This window comes from Pseudomonas sp. NFX1, from assembly GCF_051123555.1.
In the GTDB taxonomy this organism is placed as follows: Bacteria; Pseudomonadota; Gammaproteobacteria; order Pseudomonadales; family Pseudomonadaceae; genus Aquipseudomonas; species Aquipseudomonas capeferrum.
Genome location: NZ_CP169366.1, coordinates 1020141 through 1042972, shown reverse-complemented (window position 1 = coordinate 1042972; position 22832 = coordinate 1020141). Strand labels below are relative to the sequence as shown.

The following is a 22832-nucleotide window of genomic DNA, read 5'->3' as shown; positions in this document are numbered from 1 at the left end:
GCCGGCACCGGGCGTTATTTGCGAATGATGTTGTGCTCCGGGCCATACGGGAAGCGCGTGATGTTCTCGGCACCGTTGTCGTTGACGATCAGGATGTCATGCTCGCGGTAGCCGCCAGCACCCGGCCGACCTTCGGGCAGCATGATCATCGGCTCGATCGACACCACCATGCCGGGCTCCAGCACGGTGTCGATGTCTTCGCGCAGCTCGAGCCCCGCCTCGCGGCCGTAGTAGTGGCTGAGGGTGCCGAACGAATGGCCATAGCCGAACGTGCGGTACTGCAGCAGGTCGTGACGCAGGAAGATCTCGTTCAGCTCACGGGCAATGTCGCTGCAGCGCATGCCCGGGCGCACCAGTTTCAGCCCTGCTTCGTGCACCTCGACGTTGGCCTGCCACAGGCGCAGGTGATCATCCGGGCAATGGTCAAGGAACAGGGTGCGTTCAAGCGCCGTGTAATAGCCGGCGATCATCGGGAAGCAGTTGAGGCTGAGGATCTCGCCCTTGCCGACCTTGCGGCTGGTAACCGGGTTATGTGCGCCATCGGTGTTGAGCCCGGACTGGAACCAGGTCCAGGTATCCATCAGTTCACCGTCGGGGAAGCGTTTGGCGATTTCACGCACCATGGCCTGGGTAGCATGCAAGGCCACTTCGTACTCTGGCACATGCTCACGCAGGGCCTCGACCACCGCAGCGCCGCCGATATCGGCCACCTGGGCACCGTGGCGGATCAACGCCTGCTCTTCGGCGGACTTGATCATGCGCATGCGCATGCACGGGGCGCCGATGTCCAGCAGCTCGGCCTTGGGGTAGCAGGCAGCGAGCTTGCCATGGTTTTGCAGGTTGAGGTGGTCGTACTCCACGCCGATGCGCGAGGCCAGCGGCAGCGCCTGCTGGATGGCGACGAAGTAGTTGTCGCGTTGCCAGTCGGTGTAGACGATGTTGTCGGTGCCGACCGTGCGCCGCCAAGGTTGGCCGCCATCGATATTGGCGCTGATCGAGACGACCTTGTCCTGGGTCACGACCAACGCGTACGGGCGGCCGAACGAGCAATAGAGGAAGTCGCTGTAGTAATTGACGTTGTGGTACGAGGTGAAGATCGCCGCCTCGATGTCCTGCTCGGCCATGTAGGCCCGCAGACGGGCGTGGCGGGCTGCGTATTCCTGCGCGGAGAAAGTCGCTTTGACCTTTTCGCCGTTACGGATCTTCAGGGTCTTTGGCATTTGCATGGTCGGGTTCCTTGTCGTTGTGAGCACGCTGTTCAGGCCGGCCGCCTGAGAAGCATTGCAACAGAACGAACGAGGACGCTTTTGTATCTATCCGACCTGGAATTGGCGGGATGGCCGGGGCTGCTTTGCCGGCCATTTGCGACAAAAGGCCGCCCCCACACCCTGTGGGAGCGGCCTTGCGCCGCGAATGGGGCGCACAGCGCCCCCACGTACTGATGACGTTACTTCAGATCAAAGCGATCAAGCTCCATGACCTTTACCCAAGCCGCTACGAAGTCCTTGACGAACTTGGCCTGCCCATCGCTGCTGCCATATACCTCGCTCAGCGCGCGCAACTGGGCATGCGAGCCGAACACCAGGTCGACGCGGCTGCCGGTCCATTTCACCTGCCCGGTCTTGCGGTCACGGCCTTCGAAGGCTTCGTTGTCGGCTGAGGTCGGCTTCCACTCCACGCCCATGTCCAGCAGGTTGCGGAAGAAGTCGTTGCTCAGGGTGCCGGGCCGGTCGGTGAACACGCCGTCCTTGCTGCCACCCTGGTTGGCGCCCAGTACGCGCAGGCCACCGATCAGCGCGGTCAGCTCGGGGGCGGTGAGGGTCAGCAGTTGCGCCTTGTCCAGCAACAGCTTCTCGGCCTTGACGCTGTAACGGTCCTTGGTGAAGTTGCGGAAGCCATCCGCCAGCGGCTCCAGCACCGCGAACGACTCGACGTCGGTCTGTTCCTGGGTCGCGTCGACGCGACCGGGGCGGAACCCCACGCTGCCCGTGTAACCGGCATCCTTGGCGGCCTTTTCCACCGCTGCAGTACCGGCCAGCACGATCAGGTCGGCCAGGGAGACCTGCTTGCCGCCGTTGTTGAACTCGCCCTGAATTTTCTCCAGCGCCGCCAATACCTTGTCCACGCCCTGGTTGGCAGCCCAGCCTCTCTGCGGCGCCAGGCGCAAGCGCCCGCCATTGGCGCCACCGCGCTTGTCCGAACCGCGGAAAGTGGAAGCCGAGGCCCAGGCGGTCGACACCAGTTCACCCACGCTCAAGCCCGACGCCAGCACCTTGGCCTTGAGCGCAGCGATGTCCTGCTCATTCAGCGACGAGGGGTCGGCTTTGGGCAGCGGGTCTTGCCACAGCAGTACCTCGTTGGGCATTTCCGGCCCGAGGTAACGCGCAAGCGGGCCCATGTCGCGGTGGATCAGCTTGTACCAGGCGCGGGCGAAGGCGTCCGCCAACTGCTCGGGGTTGTCCTTGAAGCGCCGGGCGATCGGCTCGTAGATCGGGTCGAAACGCAGCGCCAGGTCGGAGGTGAGCATCGAGGGTGCGTGTTTCTTGCCCGGGTCATGGGCATCCGGCACGGTGCCTGCACCCTTGCCTTCCTTCGGCCGCCACTGGTGCGCGCCGGCCGGGCTTTTGGTCAGCTCCCAATCGAAGTTGAACAGGTTGTTGAGGTATTCGTTGCTCCAGCGCGTCGGCGTCGAGGTCCAAGTCACTTCGAGGCCGCTGGTGATGGTATCGGGGCCTTTGCCGGTGCCGAAGGTATTTGCCCAGCCCAGGCCCTGCAGCTCAAGGCCGGCGGCCTCGGGTTCGGCGCCGACGTTGTCGGCGGGGCCGGCGCCGTGGGTCTTGCCAAACGCATGGCCACCGGCGATCAGGGCCACGGTCTCTTCGTCGTTCATGGCCATGCGGCCGAACGTCTCGCGGATATCCTTGCCCGAGGCGACCGGGTCGGGGTTGCCTTCCGGGCCTTCCGGGTTGACGTAGATCAGGCCCATTTGCACGGCGGCCAGCGGGTTTTCCAGGTTGCGCTCGGCCTGCAGGTCGCGGCTTTGCTCTTCGCCATGCTTGGCAGGCTCGGCCACCAGGTCACCCTGGCCGGGCGGCTGGGCCTTGAGCTGTTCCTTGCCGTAGCGGGTGTCGCCGCCCAGCCAGACCTTTTCCGAGCCCCAGTACACGTCTTCGTCCGGTTCCCACACATCGGCGCGCCCGCCCGAGAAACCAAAGGTCTTGAAGCCCATGGACTCCAGCGCGACGTTGCCGGTGAGCACGATCAGGTCGGCCCAGGAAATCTTGTTGCCGTACTTCTGCTTGATCGGCCAAAGCAGGCGCCGGGCCTTGTCCAGGCTGACGTTGTCCGGCCAGCTGTTGAGCGGCGCGAAGCGCTGTTGACCAGAGCCTGCGCCACCCCGGCCATCACCAATACGGTAGGTACCGGCGCTGTGCCAGGCCATGCGGATAAACAGCGGGCCATAGTGGCCGAAGTCGGCGGGCCACCAGTCCTGCGAGTCGGTCATCAGGGCCGTCAAGTCTTGCTTGAGGGCCTGGAAGTCGAGGCTCTTGAAGGCTTTGGCGTAGTCGAAGTCGGGGTCCATCGGGTCGGACTTGGACGAATGTTGGTGGAGGATTCTCAGGTTGAGCTGGTCAGGCCACCAGTCACGGTTGGTGGTGCCGCCACCTGCGGTTTGATGGAACGGGCATTTCGATTCGTTCGACATCTGTGGGTACCTTTGGGTCGGTTATCCAGATTTCCGGTCTATGCCAGGTGTTCTATCAGCCGAGCACTGAGGCTCGTGCCTACCCCTCATCAGGTCGGGTCGGCCTTTTGCCGACACGGGGCTTGCAACGCTGTCACGCCATGGCGGCAGGGTCTTGAATACAGGTGCTCAGACGCCGCCCACATGGGCAATTCGCAGGGCCAGAGGAAAGACTAGTCGAGCTTGGGCAGACTTCTAATAGAGCCAGTATTCCGGCGCAATAGGCTGGCTCTGTCAGCGCCGATCCGACCCGCCATAAGGCCGGCACATCCATACAAGGCACAAGGGCCGGCGCCGTGCTTCAATGCACCGCGAACCTTCCAGCCAACGTGAGCCAAGCCCCATGAACCGCAACGACCTGCGCCGCGTCGACATGAACCTGCTGGTGCTGTTCGAAGCCCTGATGATCGAACGCAACCTGACCCGCGTCGGTGAAAAGCTGTTCATCACCCAGCCCACCGTCAGCGCCGCCCTCGCCCGCCTGCGCGAGCTGTTCGACGACCCGCTGCTGATCCGCAATGGCCGGGCCATGGAGCCCACGCCGCGGGCGATGCAGATTTTCACCGAGCTGGGGCCGGCCATGGATGTGATCTCCTCGGCCATCAGCCGCGCGCGGGCATTCGACCCGGCCAACAGCTGCAATGTATTCCGCCTCGGGCTGTCGGACGATGCCGAGTTCGGCCTGTTCCCCGCCCTGCTCCAGGCCCTGCGCGAAGAGGCGCCACAGATCAGCGTGGTGGTGCGGCGGGCCAACTTCCTGTTGATGCCGGGGCTGCTGGCCAGCGGCGAGATTTCGGTTGGGGTGAGCTATACCACCGACCTGCCCGCCACCGCCAAGCGCCGCAAGTTGCGCGACATTGGCGTACGGGTGCTGCGCGCCGACGATCGCCCGGGGCCACTGACCCTCGATGAGTACTGCGCCCGGCCGCATGTGATGGTGTCGTTCTCTGGCGACATGAGCGGCAATATCGACCTCGACCTGGCGCGCATCGGCCGTTGCCGCAAGGTGGTGCTGGCCGTGCCGCAGTTCGGCAGCCTGCGTGCCCTGCTGCGCAACACCGAGCTGATCGCCACGGTACCGGACTACGCCGCCTGCGCCCTGGCCGATGACGGCAGCCTGCGCGCCGACCCGGCACCCTTCGAGATCACCGAAGCGGAGCTGTCCATGGTCTGGAGTGGCGCCCAGGACAACGACCCGGCCGAACGCTGGCTGCGCGAGCGTATCCTGCAGTTCATGGCGTTGCCCTGAACACGGGCAATTTCACTTGCGCCGCTGCATCCAGGCGGCGCCCAAGCCACTGAGGCAGATGATCGAGATGCCCACCAGGCTCAGGCTGTCCGGCACCTGGCTGTAGAACAACATCCCGAGCAGCCCGGCAAACACGATCTGGCAGTAACTGAACGGCGCCAGCAGCGCGGGGGCGGCATGGCGAAACGCCTGGGTCAGCAGCAGGTGGGCGGTCATGCCGAACCCGCCGAGCGCCAGCATCAACAGCGCGTGGTCCCAACGCGGTACCTCCCAGAAGAACGGCACCAGCGCACTCATCGCCAGGGTGTTGCACAGCCCTGCATAGAAGTTGCTGGTGGTAGGGCTGTCGTGGGCGGCCAGAATCCGCGTCAGCAGTTGATAGAAGCAGAAGCCCAGCGCCGAGCCGAAGGGGTACAGAATCGCCGGCGTGAACATCGCGCCTCCGGGGTGCACCACCACCAGCACGCCGATAAAGCCCATCACCACCGCCACCCACTGCCCCACCGTCACCCGCTCCTTGAGCAGCGGGGCCGACAAGGCCGTGACCAGCACCGGCGCCAGGAAGTTGACCGCAGTGGCTTCGGCCAGCGGCAAGTACTGCAGGCCGGTAGTGAACAACAGGCTGGTGCTCAACAGGCTCAGGGCACGCAGGGTCTGCAACAGCGGGCGGCGGGTGCGCAGCACATTGAGGCCCGACTTGGGCAGGAAGATCCCGGCCATCAGCAGGGTGTGCACCAGATAGCGCGCCCATACCACCATGATGATCGGGTACAGGCCACCGAGGAATTTTGACAGGGCATCGTGACTGGCAAACAGGAACGTCGCCACCACCACCAGGGCGATGCCACGCAGTGGTTGGTTGACTCCGGACAGCGGTGTGCTGGAACTCATGGCGTTCTCGACGGCGGCGCGGCTGGATGCAACGCCCAGGGAAAGCCGCACAGGGCTGGCCTGGCGGATGTAACAGCTGGAATTCTAGAAGAGATGCACGAGCATAAGGAAGTTCAATTGCCGCCTGTCCAGGCCAAAAGCAATTTCCGTTCGCTGATCGACCACTTTCCGCCTGCCGCGCATGGTTCGCACCGGGCTGATCGAAGACCATCCGTTACGGACTCTGTAACCACTACAAGGAATCGTCATGCGAAGGCTCACCACTCACAACGGCCTGGACCTGCCCTGCATCGGCCTGGGCACCTGGCCGATGACCGGCACCGAGTGCACCCACGCCGTGCGCCAAGCCCTGGAACTGGGCTACCGGCACATCGACACCGCCACTGCCTACGACAATGAATCCGCCGTGGGCCAAGCCCTGCGCGACAGCGACGTGCCACGCGAGCAGATCCACCTGACCACCAAGGTGTGGTGGGATCGCCTTGAACCCAAGGCCATGCGTCAGTCACTGGAAGACAGCCTGCGCGCCCTGGGCACCGACCAGGTAGACCTGTTTCATATCCACTGGCCCGGCAAGGACTGGGACCTGGCCCGCAGCATCGAGACCCTGGTAGCGCTGCGTGACGAGGGCAAGGCGCGCAGCATCGGCGTGGCCAATTTCCCCCTCGGCCTGCTGCGCCAGGTGATCGAGACGCTGGGCGCGCCGTTGTCGGCCATTCAGGTGGAGTACCACGTGCTGCTCGACCAGCAACCGCTGCTCGACTATGCCCGCAGCCATGACCTGCTGCTCACTGCCTACACCCCGCTAGCCCGCGGCCAGGCGGCGCAGCAACCGGTGATCCAGTCGATTGCGCGCAAGCACGGCGTACTGCCAAGCCAGGTGGCGCTGCAGTGGCTGCTCGACCAGGACGGCGTCGCAGTGATCCCCAAGGCCAGCAGCCGCGAAAACCAATTGGCGAACCTGGCGGCGCTGGAGGTACGGCTGGATGATGAAGACCGGGCGTTGATCGCAGGCTTGCCGAAGGATCAGCGCGTGGTAAGCCCCGATTTTGCACCGGACTGGAATAGCTAAGGCCAACGCCCAGCCTGTACGGTTGGGCGCACCTTACTGCGCCATCTGCGCCTGCAAGAACCCAAGCAAAGCCTGCGCCGCCGGCGACAGGCTGCGGCCTTTGCGTGTCAGCATGCCAATCTGCCGCTCTACCTTCGGCGCCGCCAGGGGCAGGAATGCGAGCTTGTCGTTTTCCTGCGGGAACGCCAGGTACGGCAGGGTACTGATACCCACGCCCTCCTCCAGCATCGCAATCAGCGAAATCATGTTCGAGACAAACAGCCGGCTGTGGGCGAGCAAGCGCTCGGCATCCGTACCCTCGAGCAACCTCGAGGTGCCGTTGCGGATCATCGCCAGCCCCTGCAACTGTGACCAGTGCAGCGTCGCACCGGCCAGTACCAAGGGGTGGTCGGCCCGGCACACCACCCCGACCTGATCGTGGATGATCGGCGCAAAGGCGATCTGCTCATCGTTCAGCCACAGGCTGCTGATACCAAAATCCACCTGCCCGTGTGCCAGCAGATGCTGAACGCTTTCGGCGGTGCCGTCCTGGATGCTGACCTGTACGTTCGGGTGCTCGGCCACAAAGCGCGCCAAAGGCCCCGGCAGCAGGCGGCTGGCCACCGATGGCACGGTAGCGATACTGACCTGGCCGATCTCGTGCCGGGCCAGCAAGGTGGCCTCCCGAGCGATGCGGTCGTGGTGCTCCAGCAGGCCACGAAACAGGGGCAGGCAATGCTCGCCGAATGGCGTCAACTCGACCCGACCACCGCCCTTCTCCACCAGCGCCTGGTCAAGCTTTTGCTCCAGCTCACGCACCGCCAGTGAAATCGCCGGCTGGGTGCGGCAGGCCTGGCGTGCGGCGGCATGGAAACTCTTGAGTTCAGCGACCAGCACAAAGTAGCGCAGCTGGGTGATTTTCAGCTCGGGCAACATGGTTAGCTTTCCTTATCAAAGCATTTTTTTTATTAATTTTTATTTGGGCCATATTGCTCGCAAGATGAACGCCAGGCAAACAGAGGCTTTCATCCATGTCACACAACACCTACAAAAACTTCATCGATGGCCAGTGGTGCGAAGGCCAGGCCACCCTTGCCAACCACAACCCCTCGGACATCAGCGACCTGATCGGTGACTACCATCAAGCCAGCACCGAGCAGACCCTGCAGGCCATTCAGGCGGCCCGTGCCGCACAACCACAGTGGGCGGCAATTGGCCTGGAGGCGCGCCAGCAAGCGCTGATGGCGATTGGCGATGAGTTGATCGCCCGCAAGCAGGAGCTGGGTGAACTGCTCTCACGTGAAGAAGGCAAGCCGCTGGCCGAGGGCATCGGCGAGGTCAACCGCAGTGGTCAGTTCTTCCATTACTACGCCGCCGAGGTATTACGCCAGATAGGCGAAACTGCAGCGTCGGTGCGCGCGGGCGTAGACATCGAAGTGCACCGTGAACCGGTGGGCGTGGTCGGTATCATCACCCCCTGGAACTTCCCGATGGCCACTGCCGCCTGGAAGATCGCCCCGGCCCTGGCCTTCGGCAATGCCGTGGTGTTCAAACCCGCCAACCTGGTGCCGGCCAGCGCCTGGGCACTGACCGAAATCATCAGCCGCCAGCAGCTGCCCGTCGGCACCTTCAACCTGGTCATGGGCAGCGGCGCCAGCGTTGGCGAAACCCTCGTGCAATCCGCCGACATCGATGCGCTGACCTTCACCGGCTCACTGCAGACAGGCCGCCGGGTCGCCGTGGCCACCGCCGGCAACCTGGTGCGCTGCCAGCTGGAGATGGGCAGCAAGAATGCCCTGGTGGTGATGGATGACGCCGACCTTGAAGTGGCTGTGGACTGCGCCCTCAACGGCGCCTTCTTCGGTACTGGCCAGAAGTGCACAGCCTCTTCACGGTTGATCGTCTGCGACGGTATCCACGACCGCTTCGTCGAAGCCCTGCGCCTGCGCATGCGCGAGCTCAAGGTTGGCCATGCCCTGCACGCCGGCTCGCAGATCGGCCCGGTGGCCGAAGCACGTCAGCTGGAGCAAAACCTGGAGTACCTGCGCCTGGGCCAAGCCGAAGGCGCGACCCTGATCGAAGGCGGCGAACGCCTGCACCTGGAAACTGACGGCTACTACATGCGCCCTGCGCTGTTCATCGACAGCCGCAACGACATGCGCATCAACCGTGAAGAAGTATTCGGCCCGATCGCCTGCGTGATCCGCGTCAGCGGCTTTGATGAAGCCCTGGCGACCCTGAACGACACCGAGTACGGCCTCACCGCTGGCATCATCACCCAATCGCTGCGCCACGCCAGCGCGTTCAAGCGCCGCGCCCAGACGGGCTGCGTCATGGTCAACCTGCCGACCGCCGGCACCGACTACCACGTGCCGTTCGGCGGCCGCAAAGCCTCAAGTTTCGGCCCGCGCGAACAAGGCCAGTACGCCCGCGACTTCTACACCGTGGTCAAGACCACCTACCTGCGGCCCTGAAGGAGTACGGACCATGCACGACATCCTGATGATCGACGGCCTGCAATACTCCAACTGGAGCCCGGAAATATTCCAGCAGATGCAGGCCGGTGGCCTGAGCGCCGTTCACGCCACCATTGCCTATCACGAAAATGCCCGTGAAACCCTGTCACGGCTGGGCGAGTGGAACCGCCGCTTCGAAACCTGGCCCGAGCTGATCCGCCCGGTGCGCTCGGCAAGCGATATCCGCCTGGCCCAGCAGGAAGGCCGGGTAGGCATCTTCTTCGGCTTCCAGAACTGCTCGCCGATCGAGGACGACATTGCGTTGGTAGAGGTGTTCCGGCAGCTCGGCGTGTTCGTCATGCAGCTCACCTACAACAACCAAAGCCTGTTGGCCAGTGGTTGCTACGAGCACGAGGACAACGGCATCAGCCGCTTCGGCCGCCAGGTAATCGCCGAGATGAACCGGGTCGGCATGCTGATCGACATGTCGCACAGTGCCGAACGCAGCACCCTGCAGGCCATCGAGCTGTCCAGCCGACCGGTGATCATCTCCCACGCCAACCCGTCGAGCTTCCATGCGGCCAAGCGCAACAAGTCTGACGCCGTGCTGCGTGGTATCGCCGAATCCGGCGGCCTGCTGGGCTTCAGCACCTACCCGTTCCACCTCAAGGGTGCTTCGGACTGCAGCCTGGAAAGCTTCTGCGACATGGTCGCGCGCACCGCCGACCTGATGGGTGTGGACCATATCGGCATCGGCACCGACCTGTGCCAGGCACAACCACTGGCGGTGCTGGAGTGGATGCGCAACGGCCGTTGGAGCAAGGACAAGGACTACGGCGAGGGTTCCAAGGACAACGCCAACTGGCCGGCGCCCCTGCAGTGGTTCCGTGACAGCCGCGACTTCCCCAACATTGCCCGGGGCCTGCGTGCCAGGGGCTTTGCCGAAGGCGAGGTAGGCAAGATCATGGGGCTGAACTGGTTGCGCCTGCTGGAGACCGCCACCCCGGCGCCAGCTTGAGCCCTACGCACGGACAGCATCAACAATAACAACAATCGCAGGTTCCGGAGGCATCATGAAAAACCCCACCACCCTGCCGGCCGAAGGCCAGGCCATGCGCCTGCCACTGGCACGGGACATCGACTGGCCGCTGTTCCTGATCAGCGGCGGCTTTCTTGGCGCATTCCTGATTGCGGCGCTGGTCGACATCGATGCGGTGTCGGCGTTGGTCAACACGCTGTTCGCCTGGTCGACCAAGTTCTTCGGCCTGTACTGGCAGGTGCTGATGCTGGCGACCTTCGCGGTCAGCCTTGGCATTGGTTTCTCCCGCTGCGGGCGGGTGCGCCTGGGCGGTGTGGCTCAGCGCCCGGACATCAGCACCTTCAACTGGATTGCGGTGATCATGTGTGCGCTGCTGGCAGGTGGCGGTGCCTTCTGGGCCGCCGCCGAACCGCTGATGCACTTCGCCAGCCCGCCGCCCTTGTTCGCCGGCGTACAACCGCACAGCGCAGCCGCAGCAACCGCAGCACTGGCGCAGTCCTTCGTGCACTGGGGCTTCCTGGCCTGGGCCGTGCTCGGCAGCCTGTTGGCGATCGTGCTGATGCACCTGCACTACGACAAGGGCCTGCCACTGGCGCCACGTACCCTGCTCTACCCCCTGTTCGGCGAACGTGCGTTGAAAGGCCCGATCGGTACCCTGGCCGACGCTACCTCGATCATTGCCGTGGTCGCCGGCACCATTGGCCCGATCGGCTTCCTCGGGCTGCAGATCAGCAGCGCCCTGCACGCCGTATGGGGTGTGCCCAACGGCATTCTCACCCAGTCATTGACCATCGTCCTGGTCACACTGATGTACACCGTATCGTGCCTGGTGGGGCTCAAGGGCATTCGTTTCGTCAGCGAGATCAATGTCTGGCTGATGATCGGCCTGGCGCTGTTCATGGTGGTGTTCGGGCCGACCCTGTTCATCCTCGGCGGCTTCCCGGCAGCATTCGCCCTGCACGTGGAAAACTTCATCCCCATGACCCTGTTTCGCGCCGACCCGAAATGGCTGGACTGGTGGACGGTGTTCTACTGGGGCTGGTTCATCGGCTATGCACCGATGGTCGCGCTGTACGTCGCCCGAATCTCGCGCGGGCGCACCATCCGCGAGATCATCATGACGCTGTCGATCATCGCCCCGCTGGTGACCATGTTCTGGTTCACCGTGGTGGGTGGCACCGGCATCGGCCTGGAACTGCAGACACCGGGCATCGTCACCGCCCATGGCACCCAGCCGGAAGACTTGCTGCTGTGGGTGACGCAGAACTTGCCGCTGGGCGGCCTGATCAGTGCGCTGTTTCTGTTCCTGAGCTTCATCTCGGTGGCTACCAACGGTGATGCCATGGCCTTCACCGTGGCCCTGGCGATGTCCAGCAACGATAAACCGAAGAAGTGGCTGTGCGGCTTCTGGGCCATCGGCATGGGCCTGGCGGCGGTGGTGCTGATCACGATTGGCGCGGGCGGGGTGACGGCCTTGCAGTCCTTTATCGTCATTACTGCGGTGCCGGTGTCGCTGGTGATCCTGCCAGCGTTGTGGGATGCGGTGCGTATCGCCCGCCACATGGCCCGCGAACAAGGCGTCTGAACCATGAAGCATGCAGGTACAACAACAATGTCCAACCCCGTGTTTGCAACCGCCCCACTGCGCCCGGCCAGCCAGGTCATGGACCTGGCCCGCCTCGGCAGCCACTTCCAAAGCCCCTTGAGCTTCGTGCGCAGCAGCATGCGGCGGATGATGACGCAGCGCTGGCAAATCCGACGCTGGCGCTTCGACCTCGACCACCAGGGCTTCGGTACCGCCATCTACCGGATCGACACGCCGCACGCCCATTACCATTGCGTGCTCTTCTCGGCTTACCTGCCCCCGGAAAAGCGCAGCGACCGGGTGATCGCCGACCAATGGGACGTGACCTTCGTGCTGGTTGCCGGCGATGTCGATGACGCGCAATTGGCCGACCTGCAGCGCAACGTGCCCTTGCAGGAAGCCGGCCGCTTCGACGCCCGCGTACTGGTGCTGTCACGTGCCAACCGCAGCCTGCGCAACTTCGACCGCTTCCTCGCGGCGTTGGCCGAAGGTCACCAGCCTGCCGCGCAGCAACTGGCCGAAGTCGGCTACCTTTATCGCACCACCGCCGTGTACGGCAATGGCAAGTTCGGCATCGCCGACTTCGCCTGCCTGCAAGGCAACGCAGACTTCAACCAGCCGTTCAGCGCACAGATGTTCACGGTGTACCTGTTGCGCCATTTCAGCATCGAGCAGATCGAGCACATGGCCCGTGCGCTCAATCCGCATCGCGCAGCCCCCCTGGATGTAGCGCTGCAACGTTACCTGGGGGTGGGCAACGCCACCGGGCTGGGCATGGCGCCGTTCCTGATCAACCACCCGCAACTGGTCGAGCGCTGGGTCCACACGCGGGAAACCGCCTTGGCGCGGGTACTGGCTCAAACACCTGCGCCGGCCACGCTGGCCCGCCTGCACAACCTGCTGGCACGTGCCCGTGAGCATCTGCAGCAGACCCGCACCGAAGATCAGCGCCAACATCAACAGGACCAACAGACCCTCGTCGAGCTGGCTCAACTGGCCGACTGGCTCGCCTGCCAGCCTTGCAGCGAAGGGCTGTGGCAACGCGTGCAGGCCTGGGGCGAGGCACACGCGGGGCTGGGCTGCCAGGAACTGCTGGTGAGCGTACTGCTGGAGCTTTACCCCGAACAGGTAGCGCCATTGGCCGAGCAGATGGGGGTCGTCGAAGGGTGGCGCCTGGATGCACAGATGCCGCTCGGGCAGTTGCGCGAGCTTATCGAAACGCACTATGCCTGGGCCTTGGCCTACGACTTTGACAACGTCGAGGCCGAGCACTTCTTCTGGTACCGCTCAGCCGAAAAGGAAGAGCCACGCCTGGGCATGCGCAGTGAAGAACCTGGCGCCGAGAAAGAAATGCAACTGGGCATCGCGCGCAATATCCAGCGTTGCCACCGCGCCCTGCACGCACACCTGCGCGCACAACCGCAGGCACTGACGGCACATTTCCTGATCGCCCAGCCGGGGTTCAAAGGCACGGTGCGTCGCCTGCAAGGCATGGCGCAGAGTGCCTATGGCGAAATACGCGCCAACCTGCTGGCCAGCGACATGCTGCCCATCCACCTGCTGCGCTGCAAACTGGCGTTTTTCGGCGCCGGCAAGTTCGACCCCAAATCAAGCCGTTGGGTGCGTATTACGCTGTTCCAGGGCGCGCCCCTGGTCAGCGAAATAGGCCAGCCGTTCGACGACGACTGGAATTTCGCCGTCATGCCGCACGGAGGCCTTTGACCATGCGCGTGTCACTCAACGAAATCCAGGTGATGTGCCGCAAGGCCTTCGAAGGCATGGGCTTTGCCGCCGGCGACTGCGAGGACGCCGCCGAGCTGGTCGGCTGGCTGCACCTTCAAGGGCTGGACGGCTTGGGCACGCTGGAAAAGGCCCTGGACTACCTGCACCACGAAGCAGCCCAGCCCTACACCCTGTGCCTGGAAGACAGCGCCCTGCTGGTGATCGACTGCCACGGCCAGAGCGTGCTGCGCTGCGCGGCGACCGTGGTGGAGCTGGCCATGGACAAAGCGTTGCAGGTTGGCCACGGCGTACTGCGCATCCAGCACTGCCACAACCGCCTGTTATTGATGGGCTACCTGAGCCGGGCCGCGGAGCTGGGCCTTGAGGTACAGGCGCGTTGGGGCGATGCGCGCCAGCAGCACGCGGTGTTCTTCGCTGCGGGTGCCACCCGCCCGCAACTGCTCAGCGACGACCAGCCTTGCGCCAGTGCGGCAATCGACCAGAGCATCACGGTGCTGTTCGATCGCCCCCTGCACACGCCCCACCCGGTTGCCCCCCATGCCCCGGTCAGCCAGGGGTTCACGGTGCAAGCGCACACCTGGCAGCGTCTCAAGCAGCTTGCCGAGCAGATCCTGGTCGAGAGCACCGATGCCTCGCGTCAGCATGGCGCAGGTGGCGGTAGCGATGCCGACTGAGCACTTCGAACACTCAAGGAATTACCCATGAAACATGCCATCAAGACTGATCTGTATGCCTCCAAAGCGCCACTGGAATGGGCGGTGGTGGGTAACGGCACGCTGTACACGGCACAAATCCCCATCGCCGCCCAGGGCCAGGTGGTCGCCGGTGGCATCGAGGCGCAGACTCGCCAGACCCTCGACAACCTGCGCCACACCCTGGAGGCTGCGGGCGCGTCACTGGACGCCGTGACCCAGGTGCTTATCTACGTTACCGACCGTAGCTACCTGGCAACGGTCAACAGCCTGTATGCCGAGTATTTCCAGCCGCCCTACCCTAACCGGGCAGCGGTCGTGGTGGCGGGGTTGGCGCGTGAGGAAATGCTGGTGGAGCTGGTGGTGTATGCCTGCGTCTAAGGCGTCAGGTTAGGAGGCTTCGATACCGGGGCTCAAGTCACAGCCCCCTCAGGGACGCGAACGAACACGCTGTACTTGCCCCCCTCCATCTGCTCGAAGGCAATCAGCTTTTCCACCAACGCCGTACTCAGCACCTTGCCAGCATTGAGCAAGAGCATGCCGTTGTCCGCATTCAGATTGCGCACCAGGACCATACCGGCGGCCAGGTCGCGGGTACCGAGGGCCTGCACCGTCGGGTCGGCCAGGGTCACATCGCTGAGAAACTCCGCGCAGACGTTTACAAAGTCTTCCACAAGCGCCGGGTCATACAGCTTGCCTGCGTATTTGCGGATGTACATCAAGGCCTCATCGCTGTTCATCTGCCGCTCCAGCACCAGGCCGCGTTGCAACTCGATGAAGTCCACCGCCAGCTTCAACCAGCGTGCCCCAAGGGGGATGGCCTCGCCCTTGAGATGGTCGGGGAAGCCGCTGCCATCCCAACGTTCCTGATGGTGCAAGATCAGTTGCGCCGCTTCTTTCATCGGCTCCAGGGTCATCACCAGCGATTCGCTCTGTTTCGGGTACGACCGGTACAGGTCGCGCTCGGTATGCGGCAGCAGGTCTACCGGGCAGGTCAGCATGCTGTCGGTCCAGCTCATCTTGCCGATGTTGTACAGGGCGGCAGCCATGGTCAGGTCGCGGCGGCTGGCCTCATCCAGGCCATGGCGGGTGCAGTACACACGAATCAGTTCGATGACCTGGCGGTTGGTCTGCTTGGGCTTGGGCAGGCGCAGGTTGGCCAGCAGCGAGAACACCTCGGTGCCGGTGACGTAACTGTGCTTGAGCTCTTCGTAGGCAAGGTCGAGCATGTCGGCCGTTTGCTGCAGCTCGGCGGTGCGCGCCGCGACACGCTGTTCGAGGCTGGCATTGAGCACCTTCAACTGCTGGTTCTGTGCCTGGGTCAGCGCCTCCAGGCGCCGTCGCTCGCTTTCCGAGTGCTGCAAGGCCAAGGCCTGGCGCACGGTCACCAGCATCTCTTGGTCATTCCAGGGTTTGCTGATGTAGCGGTGAATCTGGCCGTCATTGATCGCCTTGGTGATCGTGGCCATGTCGGCATAACCGGTCAGCAGGATGCGCAAGGTGCCGGGAAAGCGCTGGTGCACCTGCGCCAGCAAGGTCGCGCCGTCCATGCCGGGCATGCGGGCATCGCTGATCACCAGGTTGATGGGGTGCTGTTCAAGCAGTTCAAGGGCCTGAGCGCCGCTTTCGGCCAGCAACACGTCATAGGGCTGGCCGCGCAACAGGCGGCGCAGGCTGTTGAGAATCGAGGCCTCGTCATCGACCAGCAGCACGACGGCTTTCTCAGAAGCGCTGTCGGCCACATCATCCATTACCGGTTGTTCCATGGTCCCCTCCGTGCACCGGGTAATCAAACGGGTCCTTGATCACAGGCTAGATGACATTTGCCCCGCCGGTTAGCGCTGGCGCACGGCACTGACTATTCTCAGCGGCATAGCGCGTTGTCACCAGGGAGGGTTGCCCGATGCCTATCCACCCGCCGTTTCGCACGTGCGCGGCCGTGCTGTTGCTCCTGGTGCCTTCGATTGGCTTGGCACAGGCCATTGGCGGCCCCCTCACCCCATTGCCCGCGGTGCCTGCATTAGCGCCTGAGCGGGTCGAACTGGGCCGCAAACTGTTCAATGACCCGCGCTTGTCGAGCAACGCCAGCCTGGCCTGTGCCAGTTGCCACCGGCTTGACCAGGGGGGCGCCGACGGCCAGGTGCGCTCGCTCGGCGTCGATGGCAAGCCCTTGCCGGTCAATACCCCCAGCGTGTTCAACACCAGCCTGAACTTTCGCCAGTTCTGGGATGGCCGTGCGCAAACCCTCGAAGAGCAGGCCCACCTGGTGGTCCAGCGCCAAGGCGAAATGGGCAGCGACTGGCAAGTGGTTGTGCAGCGCGTCGCCGCAGACCCAAGCTACCGCGCAGGGTTTGCCAAGGCTTATGGCAAGGCGGTGGATGAACACACCCTTCAGGACGCGCTGGCCACCTTTCAACGCACGCTGTTGACCCCGGGTTCACGCTTTGACCGCTACCTGCAGGGCGACACCGAGATCCTCAGCAAGGACGAAAAATACGGCTACGCGCGGTTTCAGGAATACGGCTGCATTGCCTGCCACCAAGGCGTCAATATCGGCGGCAACATGCTGCAGAAGTTCGGCGTGCTGGGCGATTATTTCGCCGACCGCGGCAACCCCACGCCTGCCGACCTGGGGCGCTTCAACGTCACGGGCGATGAAGAAGACCGGCATGTGTTCAAGGTGCCCAGCCTGCGCAATGTCGCGGTCACCGCCCCGTACTTTCACGATGGTTCGGCGCCGACCCTGGAAGCGGCGGTGGACGTCATGTTCCGCTACCAACTGGGGCGCACGCCAAGCGCCGACGACAAAGCGCTGATCATTCAGTTTCTCAAGACCCTGACCGGTGAATGGGAGGGAAAACCCCTATGAGGTTGACCCGCCGCCGCAGCTTGCTGTTGTTGGCCACCAGTGCCGCGTTGCTGGCCTCGGTGCTGGTCTACCTGTACCTGATGTCCAAGGCCGACGAGAGCGGTACCTACACCCAGGCCCGTGACCTGATCCGGCAGATCAAGCAAAACGACTCGCAATGGGAAAACGAAATACTCAAGGCCCGCACCAGCATCAACTACAACTACGACCCCTTGGTCTGGCCAGTGGTCGAGATGAAGCGCCTGTGGTGGGCTTTCGAACGCATTGAAACCCGCAACCAGCACGGTGACTCCCCGGCATGGCGCCAGGCTTACGCCGACTACCAGCAGGCGTTCGAGGAAAAAGCAAAGTACGTCGAGCGCTTCAAGTCGCATAACGCCGTGCTGCGCAACTCCCTGGCGTTTCTGCCCGCTGCCGCCGACGGTATCCAGGCACAATTGGGGCAGTTGGCCGATGCCGACGCACTGCGCTTGCACAACATTTCTACCGACACCTACGACCTGATGCTCAGCAGCCTTGAGTTCGCCCAGATGACCACGGATGACAAGGCGGCCGACATCCTCGTAGGCCTGAACAAGCTGGCGGTCAACAAAGAGCGCCTGCCGCTGGAGTTTCATGCGCCCATCGACACCCTCAGCAACCACATTGCGTTGATCCTGCGCGAGCAACCCAAGGTCAATCAATTGCTTGAGCAGATCGGCGCCGTGCCGGTCGCCGCGCACCTGGATGCCATTGCCATGATGCTCGACCGCGACGAACGCGCGGCGCTGCTGGTCAATCAGCGCTACCACTTCTACCTGCTGGTGTTCTCTACCCTGTTGGTCTTGCTGTTGCTGTACATGGCGGTGTGGCTGTTGCGCAGCTTCGGCGAGATAAACCGGGTCAACCGCGCCCTTGTAGTCGCCAACGATGAACTGGAACAGCGGGTCGCGCGCCGCACCCAGGCACTGACCCAGGCCAGCGCGGCGCTGCAGCGCGAGATCGATGAACGCAAACTCCTCGAAAGCCAGCTGGTGCAATCAGAAAAACTCGCCTCCCTTGGCCAACTGGCGGCGGGCATCGCCCATGAGGTCAACAACCCGATCGGCTTCGTCGCCTCCAACCTGGGGGCGCTGGACAGCTACTTCGCCCGCTTGCAGGACATGCTCAAGGCCTACCTTGACGCAGAGCCAGCCATCGGCCCGGCGACGCTGCAGGCAAGTTTGGTGAAACTGCGCAGTGAAATGGAGTTGGCATACATCCTCGACGATATTCCGCTGCTGATCAGCGAGTCGAAGGATGGCATCAGCCGCGTCGGGCAGATCGTCAGGGACCTCAAAGACTTTTCGCGGGTGGACAGCAGCCAGGATTGGCAATGGGCCAACTTGCACCAGGGCATCGACTCGACCCTGAACATCGCGGCCAGCGAGCTCAAGTACAAGGCTGACCTGGTCAAGCAATACAGTGTGCTGCCAGAGGTCGAGTGCCTGCCGTCACAAATCAACCAGGTGATCATGAACCTGGTGGTCAATGCCGCCCACGCCATGGGCACCGAGCGCGGCACCATCACCGTGCGCACCGGTTGCGCCAACGACGACAAGGTGTGGATCGAAGTGGCCGACAACGGCTGCGGCATTCCTGCACAGAGCTTGCAGAAGATCTTCGACCCCTTCTACACCACCAAGCCGGTCGGCCAAGGCACCGGGTTGGGGTTGTCGCTGTCGTACGGCATCATCAAGCGCCACTGCGGCGAGATCCATGTGCACAGCGAGGTCGGCGTAGGCACCACGTTCAGGGTCGAACTGCCGGTGCGCCAGGCACAAGCGGCCACGCGCTGATCAAGGCAGGTGCTTCTCCATCGGCTGATAGACCAGCCCGGCGATCTCGCCTACATCCCCTGCCAGTGCGAATCCGTAGCGTTGGTAGGCGGCCACCGAGCTCAACGATGCGCTGACCGTCACTACCGCCTCCCTCGCCTGCTCCAACGCGGCGTTCATCAGGCGTGTGCCGACGCCGCGGCGCTGCCAACTCGGCGCGACAAACAGCATCGCCACGTGGCGCCCTTGCTTGAGCTCGATCAGCCCGCTGATCACCCCCTCTGCGACACAGACCAGCATCAGGTTGTCGCCGGCCATGCGCTCGGCAAATGCCTGCGCCGCAGCTACCTTGGCGAAGGTTTCCACCCCCTGTGCCGACAGCGAGGGGGCAACGGCCTGGGTGAATGCATCCAGGCACAGGGCGCTGGCGTGGGGCAGATCATCGTGGGTCAGCTGGCGTACTTGCACGGTTGTCGTCCTTGTCTTGTCGAAGCCGGATAATGCACACATTCACGGGTGCGGCGCACGCCTTGCCTGTGGCTCAACCTTGGCCGTTGGCCTCATGTACGTGCCTGCGGTAGTGGGACAACGAAACCCCGGCCTGGCGTTTGAAATAACGGCACAAGTAGGACGCGTCGGCGAAGTTCAGTGTGTCCGCTATCTGGCCAATTGCCAGAGTGCTGTATGACAGCAGGGCTTTGATCTCCAAGGTCACCTGGCGGTCAATCAGGCCCTTGGGGGTGTCGTTGAAAAACGTCTTGCTCAGTTGCGACAGATAGAACGGCGTGATGTTGAGTGCCTCGGCATAGAACTTCACCTCTCGGTGGCGACTGCAGTGTTTGCCTACCAATTCCCAGAAACGCCAACTGAGTGTTTCCTGGCGACTGAATTGCCTGCCGCCCTGGTAATGGGCCGGTAGCTGCTCGGCCATTTTCAGAAACAGGTTTTGCAACTGATTTCGCAGCATGATGTGCCGGTACGTCGGGCAGCACCGCGCAATATCGCGCATCTGCGCCAGCCACCCCTCGATCAGCGGCCTTTCGCCCTGGGCTGGAACGCAATGAGGCTGGTCATGCAAGAAGACGAACAAGGGGTTGGGCAGTGGGTAAGCCACCTCCGCTGCGAAGCCTTTGGGCATCAGGCAAAAAAACACCCTGAAGTTGCGTGATCGACGCTTGAGCAAGGCGATCGTGTCCTCGGCCAGCACCATCACATCGCCGCGCCTGACCGCCTGTTCCTTGAAGTTGAATGTGAAACGGGCACGCCCGGACAGGCAAACCAGCAAGGTTATGTAGGCATGGCCGAAAGACAACGGGATGCCTACCCCTTCGGCGAGCGTGGTTTCGCCCAGCGAGGTGGGATCATCAGGGGTAACCAGTTTCGGAATGTGCTGCACAGTGGCTCAACGCTGCCCGCTTGAAGGTGCGTAGAGCTTACCACCGCGCGTGCCGTGAGTTGCTAAAAGTACCGAAAGTGCCGAGGTACTGACGTGTACCGCTGAAGCGCCGCCCAATACCCTGTCTCGCCTGAGCCAAACCAGGATGAGTACAAAATATGCAACTTGAAACAGACCGATTGCTGCTGCGCCCTTGGCAAGCCGCCGATGCCGCTGACTTGTACGAATACGCCAAGGACGACCGCGTCGGCCCCAGGGCCGGGTGGCCTACACACACCAGCGTGCAGAACAGTGCCGAGATCATCCGCACGGTCTTCAATCACCCCGAGGTGTATGCGGTCGAGCTGAAGGAGAGTCGCCGGGCGGTAGGGTGTGTCGGCATTCTCATTGGGGCCAACAGCAATTTCGAGATCAGTGAGCAGGAAGGCGAAATCGCCTATTGGATCGGTGTGCCGTACTGGGGCCAAGGCCTGATTCCGGAGGCCGTGCGGGAAGTGATGCGGCACGCGTTTGAAACCCTGAAACTCAAGGCGCTGTGGTGTGGCTATTTCGCGGAGAACACTCAGTCTCATGCTGCCCAGTCGAAGTGTGGGTTCCGTTATCACCACACCGAGGAACACAAGTACAACGCGTTCCTGCAGGACTATCGGACCGAGCACATCAGTTGCATCACTTACTCGCAGTGGCTGGAGTGCGGTAAACAGTCGATGGGTAGGGGGTGAGGCGCCTAGGTGGCTGTCATGGAGTTGGTGGTGGTGCGGATATCGAGCACCACCACCACCCCCAAGCCAGGCATCAAGGGCGCAGTTGATACCAGGTAGTCTTGAGCTGCGAATACTTGTCGAACGCATGCAACGACAGGTCGCGACCGAACCCCGACTGCTTGCCCCCACCAAACGGCACCGTGACATCCAGCGCATCCACCGTATTGACCGAAACGGTGCCCGCCTTCAACGCCCGCGCCACGCGATGCACCTGGTTGAAGTCATCGCTCCATACCGACGCGGCCAGGCCATAGACACTGTCGTTGGCCAAGCGCACGGCCTGCTCCTCGCTGTCGAACGCGCTGACCGCCAGCACCGGCCCGAACACTTCCTCCCGGGCCAGGCTCATGCTGGCCTCGACCCCGGCAAAAATGCTCGGCTCGATGTAGTTGTCCGACCCGCCCAGGGTCAGGCGCCGGCCACCGCACACCAGCCGAGCGCCCTGCTCGTGCGCATGGTCGATGGCGGCCTTGATGCGGCCGGTCTGCTCGGCATCGACAATTGCACCCGCGCGGCTCGCAGGGTCCAGCGGGTTGCCTGGCATCCATTGGCGGGCCTTGGCTTGCAGGCGTTCGATAAACTCATCGTGGATCGAACGCTGCACGTACAAGCGCGAATTCGCCGAGCACACCTCACCCTGGTTGAAGAAAATGCCGAATGCCGCTTTTTCCGCTGCCAGGTCCAGGTCCTGGCAGTTTTCGAACACCAGGTTAGCGCTCTTGCCGCCACACTCCAGCCACACCTGCTTGAGGTTGGACTGCGCCGAGTACTGCATGAAGTATTTACCCACCTGGGTAGAGCCGGTGAACACCAAGCAGTCGACGTCCGGGTGCAACCCCAGCGCCCGACCCGCCTGTTCACCCAGGCCGGGCACCACATTCAGCACGCCTTCCGGCAAACCGGCCTCCAGCGCCAGTTGCGCCAGGCGCAGCGCCGAGAACGGTGACTGCTCGGCAGGCTTGAGCACCACGCTGTTGCCGGCGGCCAGCGCTGGCGCAAGCTTCCACGCGGCCATGTCGAGCGGGAAGTTCCACGGCACCACGGCGGCGACCACGCCCAGCGCTTCGCGGGTTATCGTGGCCAGCGCGTTGGGCGCCGTGGGGGCCACCTGATCGTACAGCTTGTCCAGCGCCTCGCCGTACCAGGCGAAAACATGCGCCGAGCCAGGCACGTCGATGGTGTAGGCATCCATCACCGGCTTGCCCATGTTCAACGAGTCCAGCAGTGCCAGCTCTTCGCGATTGGCCATGATCAGCTCGGCCAGGCGCAGCAGTACTTTCTTGCGCTCGACCGGGGCCATGCGCGCCCACGGGCCCTGTTCGAAGGCCCGCCGTGCGGTGGCCACCGCGAGGTCGACTTCGGCCTCAGCGCAGGCGGCAACCTGCGCCAGCACCTGCTGGGTGGCCGGGTTGACGGCCGCGAAAGTGGCGCCGGAGTTGGCGCTCACCTGCTGGCTGCCGATCAGGGCCTTGTCGAGAAAACGCAGGCCTGCGGCGCGGGTTTGCCAGTATTCGAGACTGTTCATTTGCACTCCATACGACTGTCTTGGATTTTGC

Annotated in this window: 19 protein-coding genes; 11 read left to right on the top strand and 8 right to left on the bottom strand. The window is 63.4% G+C overall.

The window, feature by feature from the left end; translation table 11 throughout:
* Nucleotides 1–14: 14 nt before the first annotated feature.
* Entirely contained in the window at nucleotides 15–1226 is a 1212-nt protein-coding gene (locus DJ563_RS04605) for a M24 family metallopeptidase (RefSeq protein WP_033697291.1), read from the bottom strand.
* A 221-nt stretch (nucleotides 1227–1447) separates the two neighbouring features.
* Nucleotides 1448–3706 carry a catalase/peroxidase HPI gene (gene katG / locus DJ563_RS04600; protein WP_434518910.1) on the bottom strand — a complete coding sequence of 753 codons (2259 nt, stop codon included), beginning with the start codon at nucleotides 3704–3706 and terminating at the stop codon, nucleotides 1448–1450.
* 382 nt (nucleotides 3707–4088) lie between these two features.
* Between katG and DJ563_RS04595 the strand changes: the two genes are divergently transcribed.
* Nucleotides 4089–4994, top strand: a complete 906-nt coding sequence (locus DJ563_RS04595) for a LysR family transcriptional regulator (protein WP_274098941.1) — start codon at nucleotides 4089–4091, stop codon at nucleotides 4992–4994.
* Nucleotides 4995–5006: 12 nt separating this feature from the next.
* Here the strand turns inward: DJ563_RS04595 and DJ563_RS04590 are convergent, their stop codons facing one another.
* Nucleotides 5007–5885 carry a DMT family transporter gene (locus tag DJ563_RS04590; RefSeq protein WP_033697289.1) on the bottom strand — a complete coding sequence of 293 codons (879 nt, stop codon included), beginning with the start codon at nucleotides 5883–5885 and terminating at the stop codon, nucleotides 5007–5009.
* A 247-nt stretch (nucleotides 5886–6132) separates the two neighbouring features.
* Between DJ563_RS04590 and DJ563_RS04585 the strand changes: the two genes are divergently transcribed.
* Nucleotides 6133–6957, top strand: coding sequence for an aldo/keto reductase (locus DJ563_RS04585; RefSeq protein WP_033697288.1), 825 nt, complete (start codon nucleotides 6133–6135; stop codon nucleotides 6955–6957).
* Nucleotides 6958–6990: 33 nt separating this feature from the next.
* Here DJ563_RS04585 and DJ563_RS04580 read toward each other — a convergent pair whose 3' ends face one another.
* Nucleotides 6991–7872, bottom strand: coding sequence for a LysR family transcriptional regulator (locus tag DJ563_RS04580; RefSeq protein WP_274098940.1), 882 nt, complete (start codon nucleotides 7870–7872; stop codon nucleotides 6991–6993).
* A gap of 95 nt (nucleotides 7873–7967) precedes the next feature.
* Here DJ563_RS04580 and DJ563_RS04575 point away from each other — a divergent pair, with 95 nt between their 5' ends.
* Genes DJ563_RS04575 through DJ563_RS04550 form a run of 6 tightly spaced genes read left to right on the top strand, consistent with a single transcriptional unit; the run spans nucleotide 7968 to nucleotide 14832 of the window.
* Complete coding sequence (locus DJ563_RS04575) at nucleotides 7968–9410, top strand: aldehyde dehydrogenase family protein (RefSeq protein WP_434518909.1); 1443 nt, start codon at nucleotides 7968–7970, stop codon at nucleotides 9408–9410.
* A 13-nt stretch (nucleotides 9411–9423) separates the two neighbouring features.
* Nucleotides 9424–10410 carry a dipeptidase gene (locus DJ563_RS04570; RefSeq protein WP_274098938.1) on the top strand — a complete coding sequence of 329 codons (987 nt, stop codon included), beginning with the start codon at nucleotides 9424–9426 and terminating at the stop codon, nucleotides 10408–10410.
* A gap of 55 nt (nucleotides 10411–10465) precedes the next feature.
* Nucleotides 10466–12016 (top strand): BCCT family transporter, encoded by a 1551-nt coding sequence (locus DJ563_RS04565; RefSeq protein ID WP_434518908.1) that lies wholly within the window; start codon nucleotides 10466–10468, stop codon nucleotides 12014–12016.
* Nucleotides 12017–12043: 27 nt separating this feature from the next.
* Nucleotides 12044–13738 (top strand): hypothetical protein, encoded by a 1695-nt coding sequence (locus DJ563_RS04560; protein WP_434518907.1) that lies wholly within the window; start codon nucleotides 12044–12046, stop codon nucleotides 13736–13738.
* Nucleotides 13739–13740: 2 nt separating this feature from the next.
* Nucleotides 13741–14433: a DUF3726 domain-containing protein gene (locus tag DJ563_RS04555; protein WP_434518906.1), complete on the top strand. Its 693-nt coding sequence runs from the start codon at nucleotides 13741–13743 to the stop codon at nucleotides 14431–14433.
* A gap of 27 nt (nucleotides 14434–14460) precedes the next feature.
* Entirely contained in the window at nucleotides 14461–14832 is a 372-nt protein-coding gene (locus tag DJ563_RS04550) for a RidA family protein (protein WP_434518905.1), read from the top strand.
* A 32-nt stretch (nucleotides 14833–14864) separates the two neighbouring features.
* Here the strand turns inward: DJ563_RS04550 and DJ563_RS04545 are convergent, their stop codons facing one another.
* On the bottom strand, nucleotides 14865–16217 hold the full coding sequence (locus DJ563_RS04545; protein ID WP_434518904.1) for an HD domain-containing phosphohydrolase: 1353 nt from the start codon (nucleotides 16215–16217) through the stop codon (nucleotides 14865–14867).
* Nucleotides 16218–16354: 137 nt separating this feature from the next.
* Between DJ563_RS04545 and DJ563_RS04540 the strand changes: the two genes are divergently transcribed.
* Both DJ563_RS04540 and DJ563_RS04535 read left to right on the top strand, forming a co-directional pair.
* The gene (locus tag DJ563_RS04540; RefSeq protein WP_274098934.1) at nucleotides 16355–17320 is read left to right on the top strand and encodes a cytochrome-c peroxidase; all 966 of its coding nucleotides are present in this window, start codon (nucleotides 16355–16357) and stop codon (nucleotides 17318–17320) included.
* Nucleotides 17317–19137, top strand: coding sequence for a DAHL domain-containing protein (locus DJ563_RS04535; RefSeq protein ID WP_274098933.1), 1821 nt, complete (start codon nucleotides 17317–17319; stop codon nucleotides 19135–19137). The genes DJ563_RS04540 and DJ563_RS04535 overlap by 4 nt, the downstream gene beginning before the upstream one ends.
* Here DJ563_RS04535 and DJ563_RS04530 read toward each other — a convergent pair whose 3' ends face one another.
* Both DJ563_RS04530 and DJ563_RS04525 read right to left on the bottom strand, forming a co-directional pair.
* Nucleotides 19138–19584, bottom strand: a complete 447-nt coding sequence (locus DJ563_RS04530; protein WP_274098932.1) for a GNAT family N-acetyltransferase — start codon at nucleotides 19582–19584, stop codon at nucleotides 19138–19140.
* Nucleotides 19585–19657: 73 nt separating this feature from the next.
* The gene (locus tag DJ563_RS04525; RefSeq protein ID WP_274098931.1) at nucleotides 19658–20512 is read right to left on the bottom strand and encodes a helix-turn-helix transcriptional regulator; all 855 of its coding nucleotides are present in this window, start codon (nucleotides 20510–20512) and stop codon (nucleotides 19658–19660) included.
* A gap of 158 nt (nucleotides 20513–20670) precedes the next feature.
* Between DJ563_RS04525 and DJ563_RS04520 the strand changes: the two genes are divergently transcribed.
* Complete coding sequence (locus tag DJ563_RS04520) at nucleotides 20671–21234, top strand: GNAT family N-acetyltransferase (protein ID WP_434518903.1); 564 nt, start codon at nucleotides 20671–20673, stop codon at nucleotides 21232–21234.
* A 73-nt stretch (nucleotides 21235–21307) separates the two neighbouring features.
* Here the strand turns inward: DJ563_RS04520 and DJ563_RS04515 are convergent, their stop codons facing one another.
* Entirely contained in the window at nucleotides 21308–22801 is a 1494-nt protein-coding gene (locus DJ563_RS04515; RefSeq protein ID WP_434518902.1) for an aldehyde dehydrogenase, read from the bottom strand.
* Between the last annotated feature and the right edge of the window lie 31 nt (nucleotides 22802–22832).

Bases quoted from the DNA above. Each gene is read 5' to 3' on its own strand.
- DJ563_RS04540 (WP_274098934.1), top strand. From the start codon at position 16,355: ATGCCTATCCACCCGCCGTTTCGCACGTGCGCGGCCGTGCTGTTGCTC.
- DJ563_RS04515 (WP_434518902.1), bottom strand. From the start codon at position 22,801: ATGAACAGTCTCGAATACTGGCAAACCCGCGCCGCAGGCCTGCGTTTT.
- DJ563_RS04605 (WP_033697291.1), bottom strand. From the start codon at position 1,226: ATGCAAATGCCAAAGACCCTGAAGATCCGTAACGGCGAAAAGGTCAAA.
- DJ563_RS04595 (WP_274098941.1), top strand. From the start codon at position 4,089: ATGAACCGCAACGACCTGCGCCGCGTCGACATGAACCTGCTGGTGCTG.
- DJ563_RS04585 (WP_033697288.1), top strand. From the start codon at position 6,133: ATGCGAAGGCTCACCACTCACAACGGCCTGGACCTGCCCTGCATCGGC.
- katG (WP_434518910.1), bottom strand. From the start codon at position 3,706: ATGTCGAACGAATCGAAATGCCCGTTCCATCAAACCGCAGGTGGCGGC.
- DJ563_RS04545 (WP_434518904.1), bottom strand. From the start codon at position 16,217: ATGGAACAACCGGTAATGGATGATGTGGCCGACAGCGCTTCTGAGAAA.
- DJ563_RS04590 (WP_033697289.1), bottom strand. From the start codon at position 5,885: ATGAGTTCCAGCACACCGCTGTCCGGAGTCAACCAACCACTGCGTGGC.
- DJ563_RS04550 (WP_434518905.1), top strand. From the start codon at position 14,461: ATGAAACATGCCATCAAGACTGATCTGTATGCCTCCAAAGCGCCACTG.
- DJ563_RS04520 (WP_434518903.1), top strand. From the start codon at position 20,671: ATGCAACTTGAAACAGACCGATTGCTGCTGCGCCCTTGGCAAGCCGCC.
- DJ563_RS04560 (WP_434518907.1), top strand. From the start codon at position 12,044: ATGTCCAACCCCGTGTTTGCAACCGCCCCACTGCGCCCGGCCAGCCAG.
- DJ563_RS04555 (WP_434518906.1), top strand. From the start codon at position 13,741: ATGCGCGTGTCACTCAACGAAATCCAGGTGATGTGCCGCAAGGCCTTC.
- DJ563_RS04575 (WP_434518909.1), top strand. From the start codon at position 7,968: ATGTCACACAACACCTACAAAAACTTCATCGATGGCCAGTGGTGCGAA.
- DJ563_RS04565 (WP_434518908.1), top strand. From the start codon at position 10,466: ATGAAAAACCCCACCACCCTGCCGGCCGAAGGCCAGGCCATGCGCCTG.
- DJ563_RS04580 (WP_274098940.1), bottom strand. From the start codon at position 7,872: ATGTTGCCCGAGCTGAAAATCACCCAGCTGCGCTACTTTGTGCTGGTC.
- DJ563_RS04570 (WP_274098938.1), top strand. From the start codon at position 9,424: ATGCACGACATCCTGATGATCGACGGCCTGCAATACTCCAACTGGAGC.
- DJ563_RS04535 (WP_274098933.1), top strand. From the start codon at position 17,317: ATGAGGTTGACCCGCCGCCGCAGCTTGCTGTTGTTGGCCACCAGTGCC.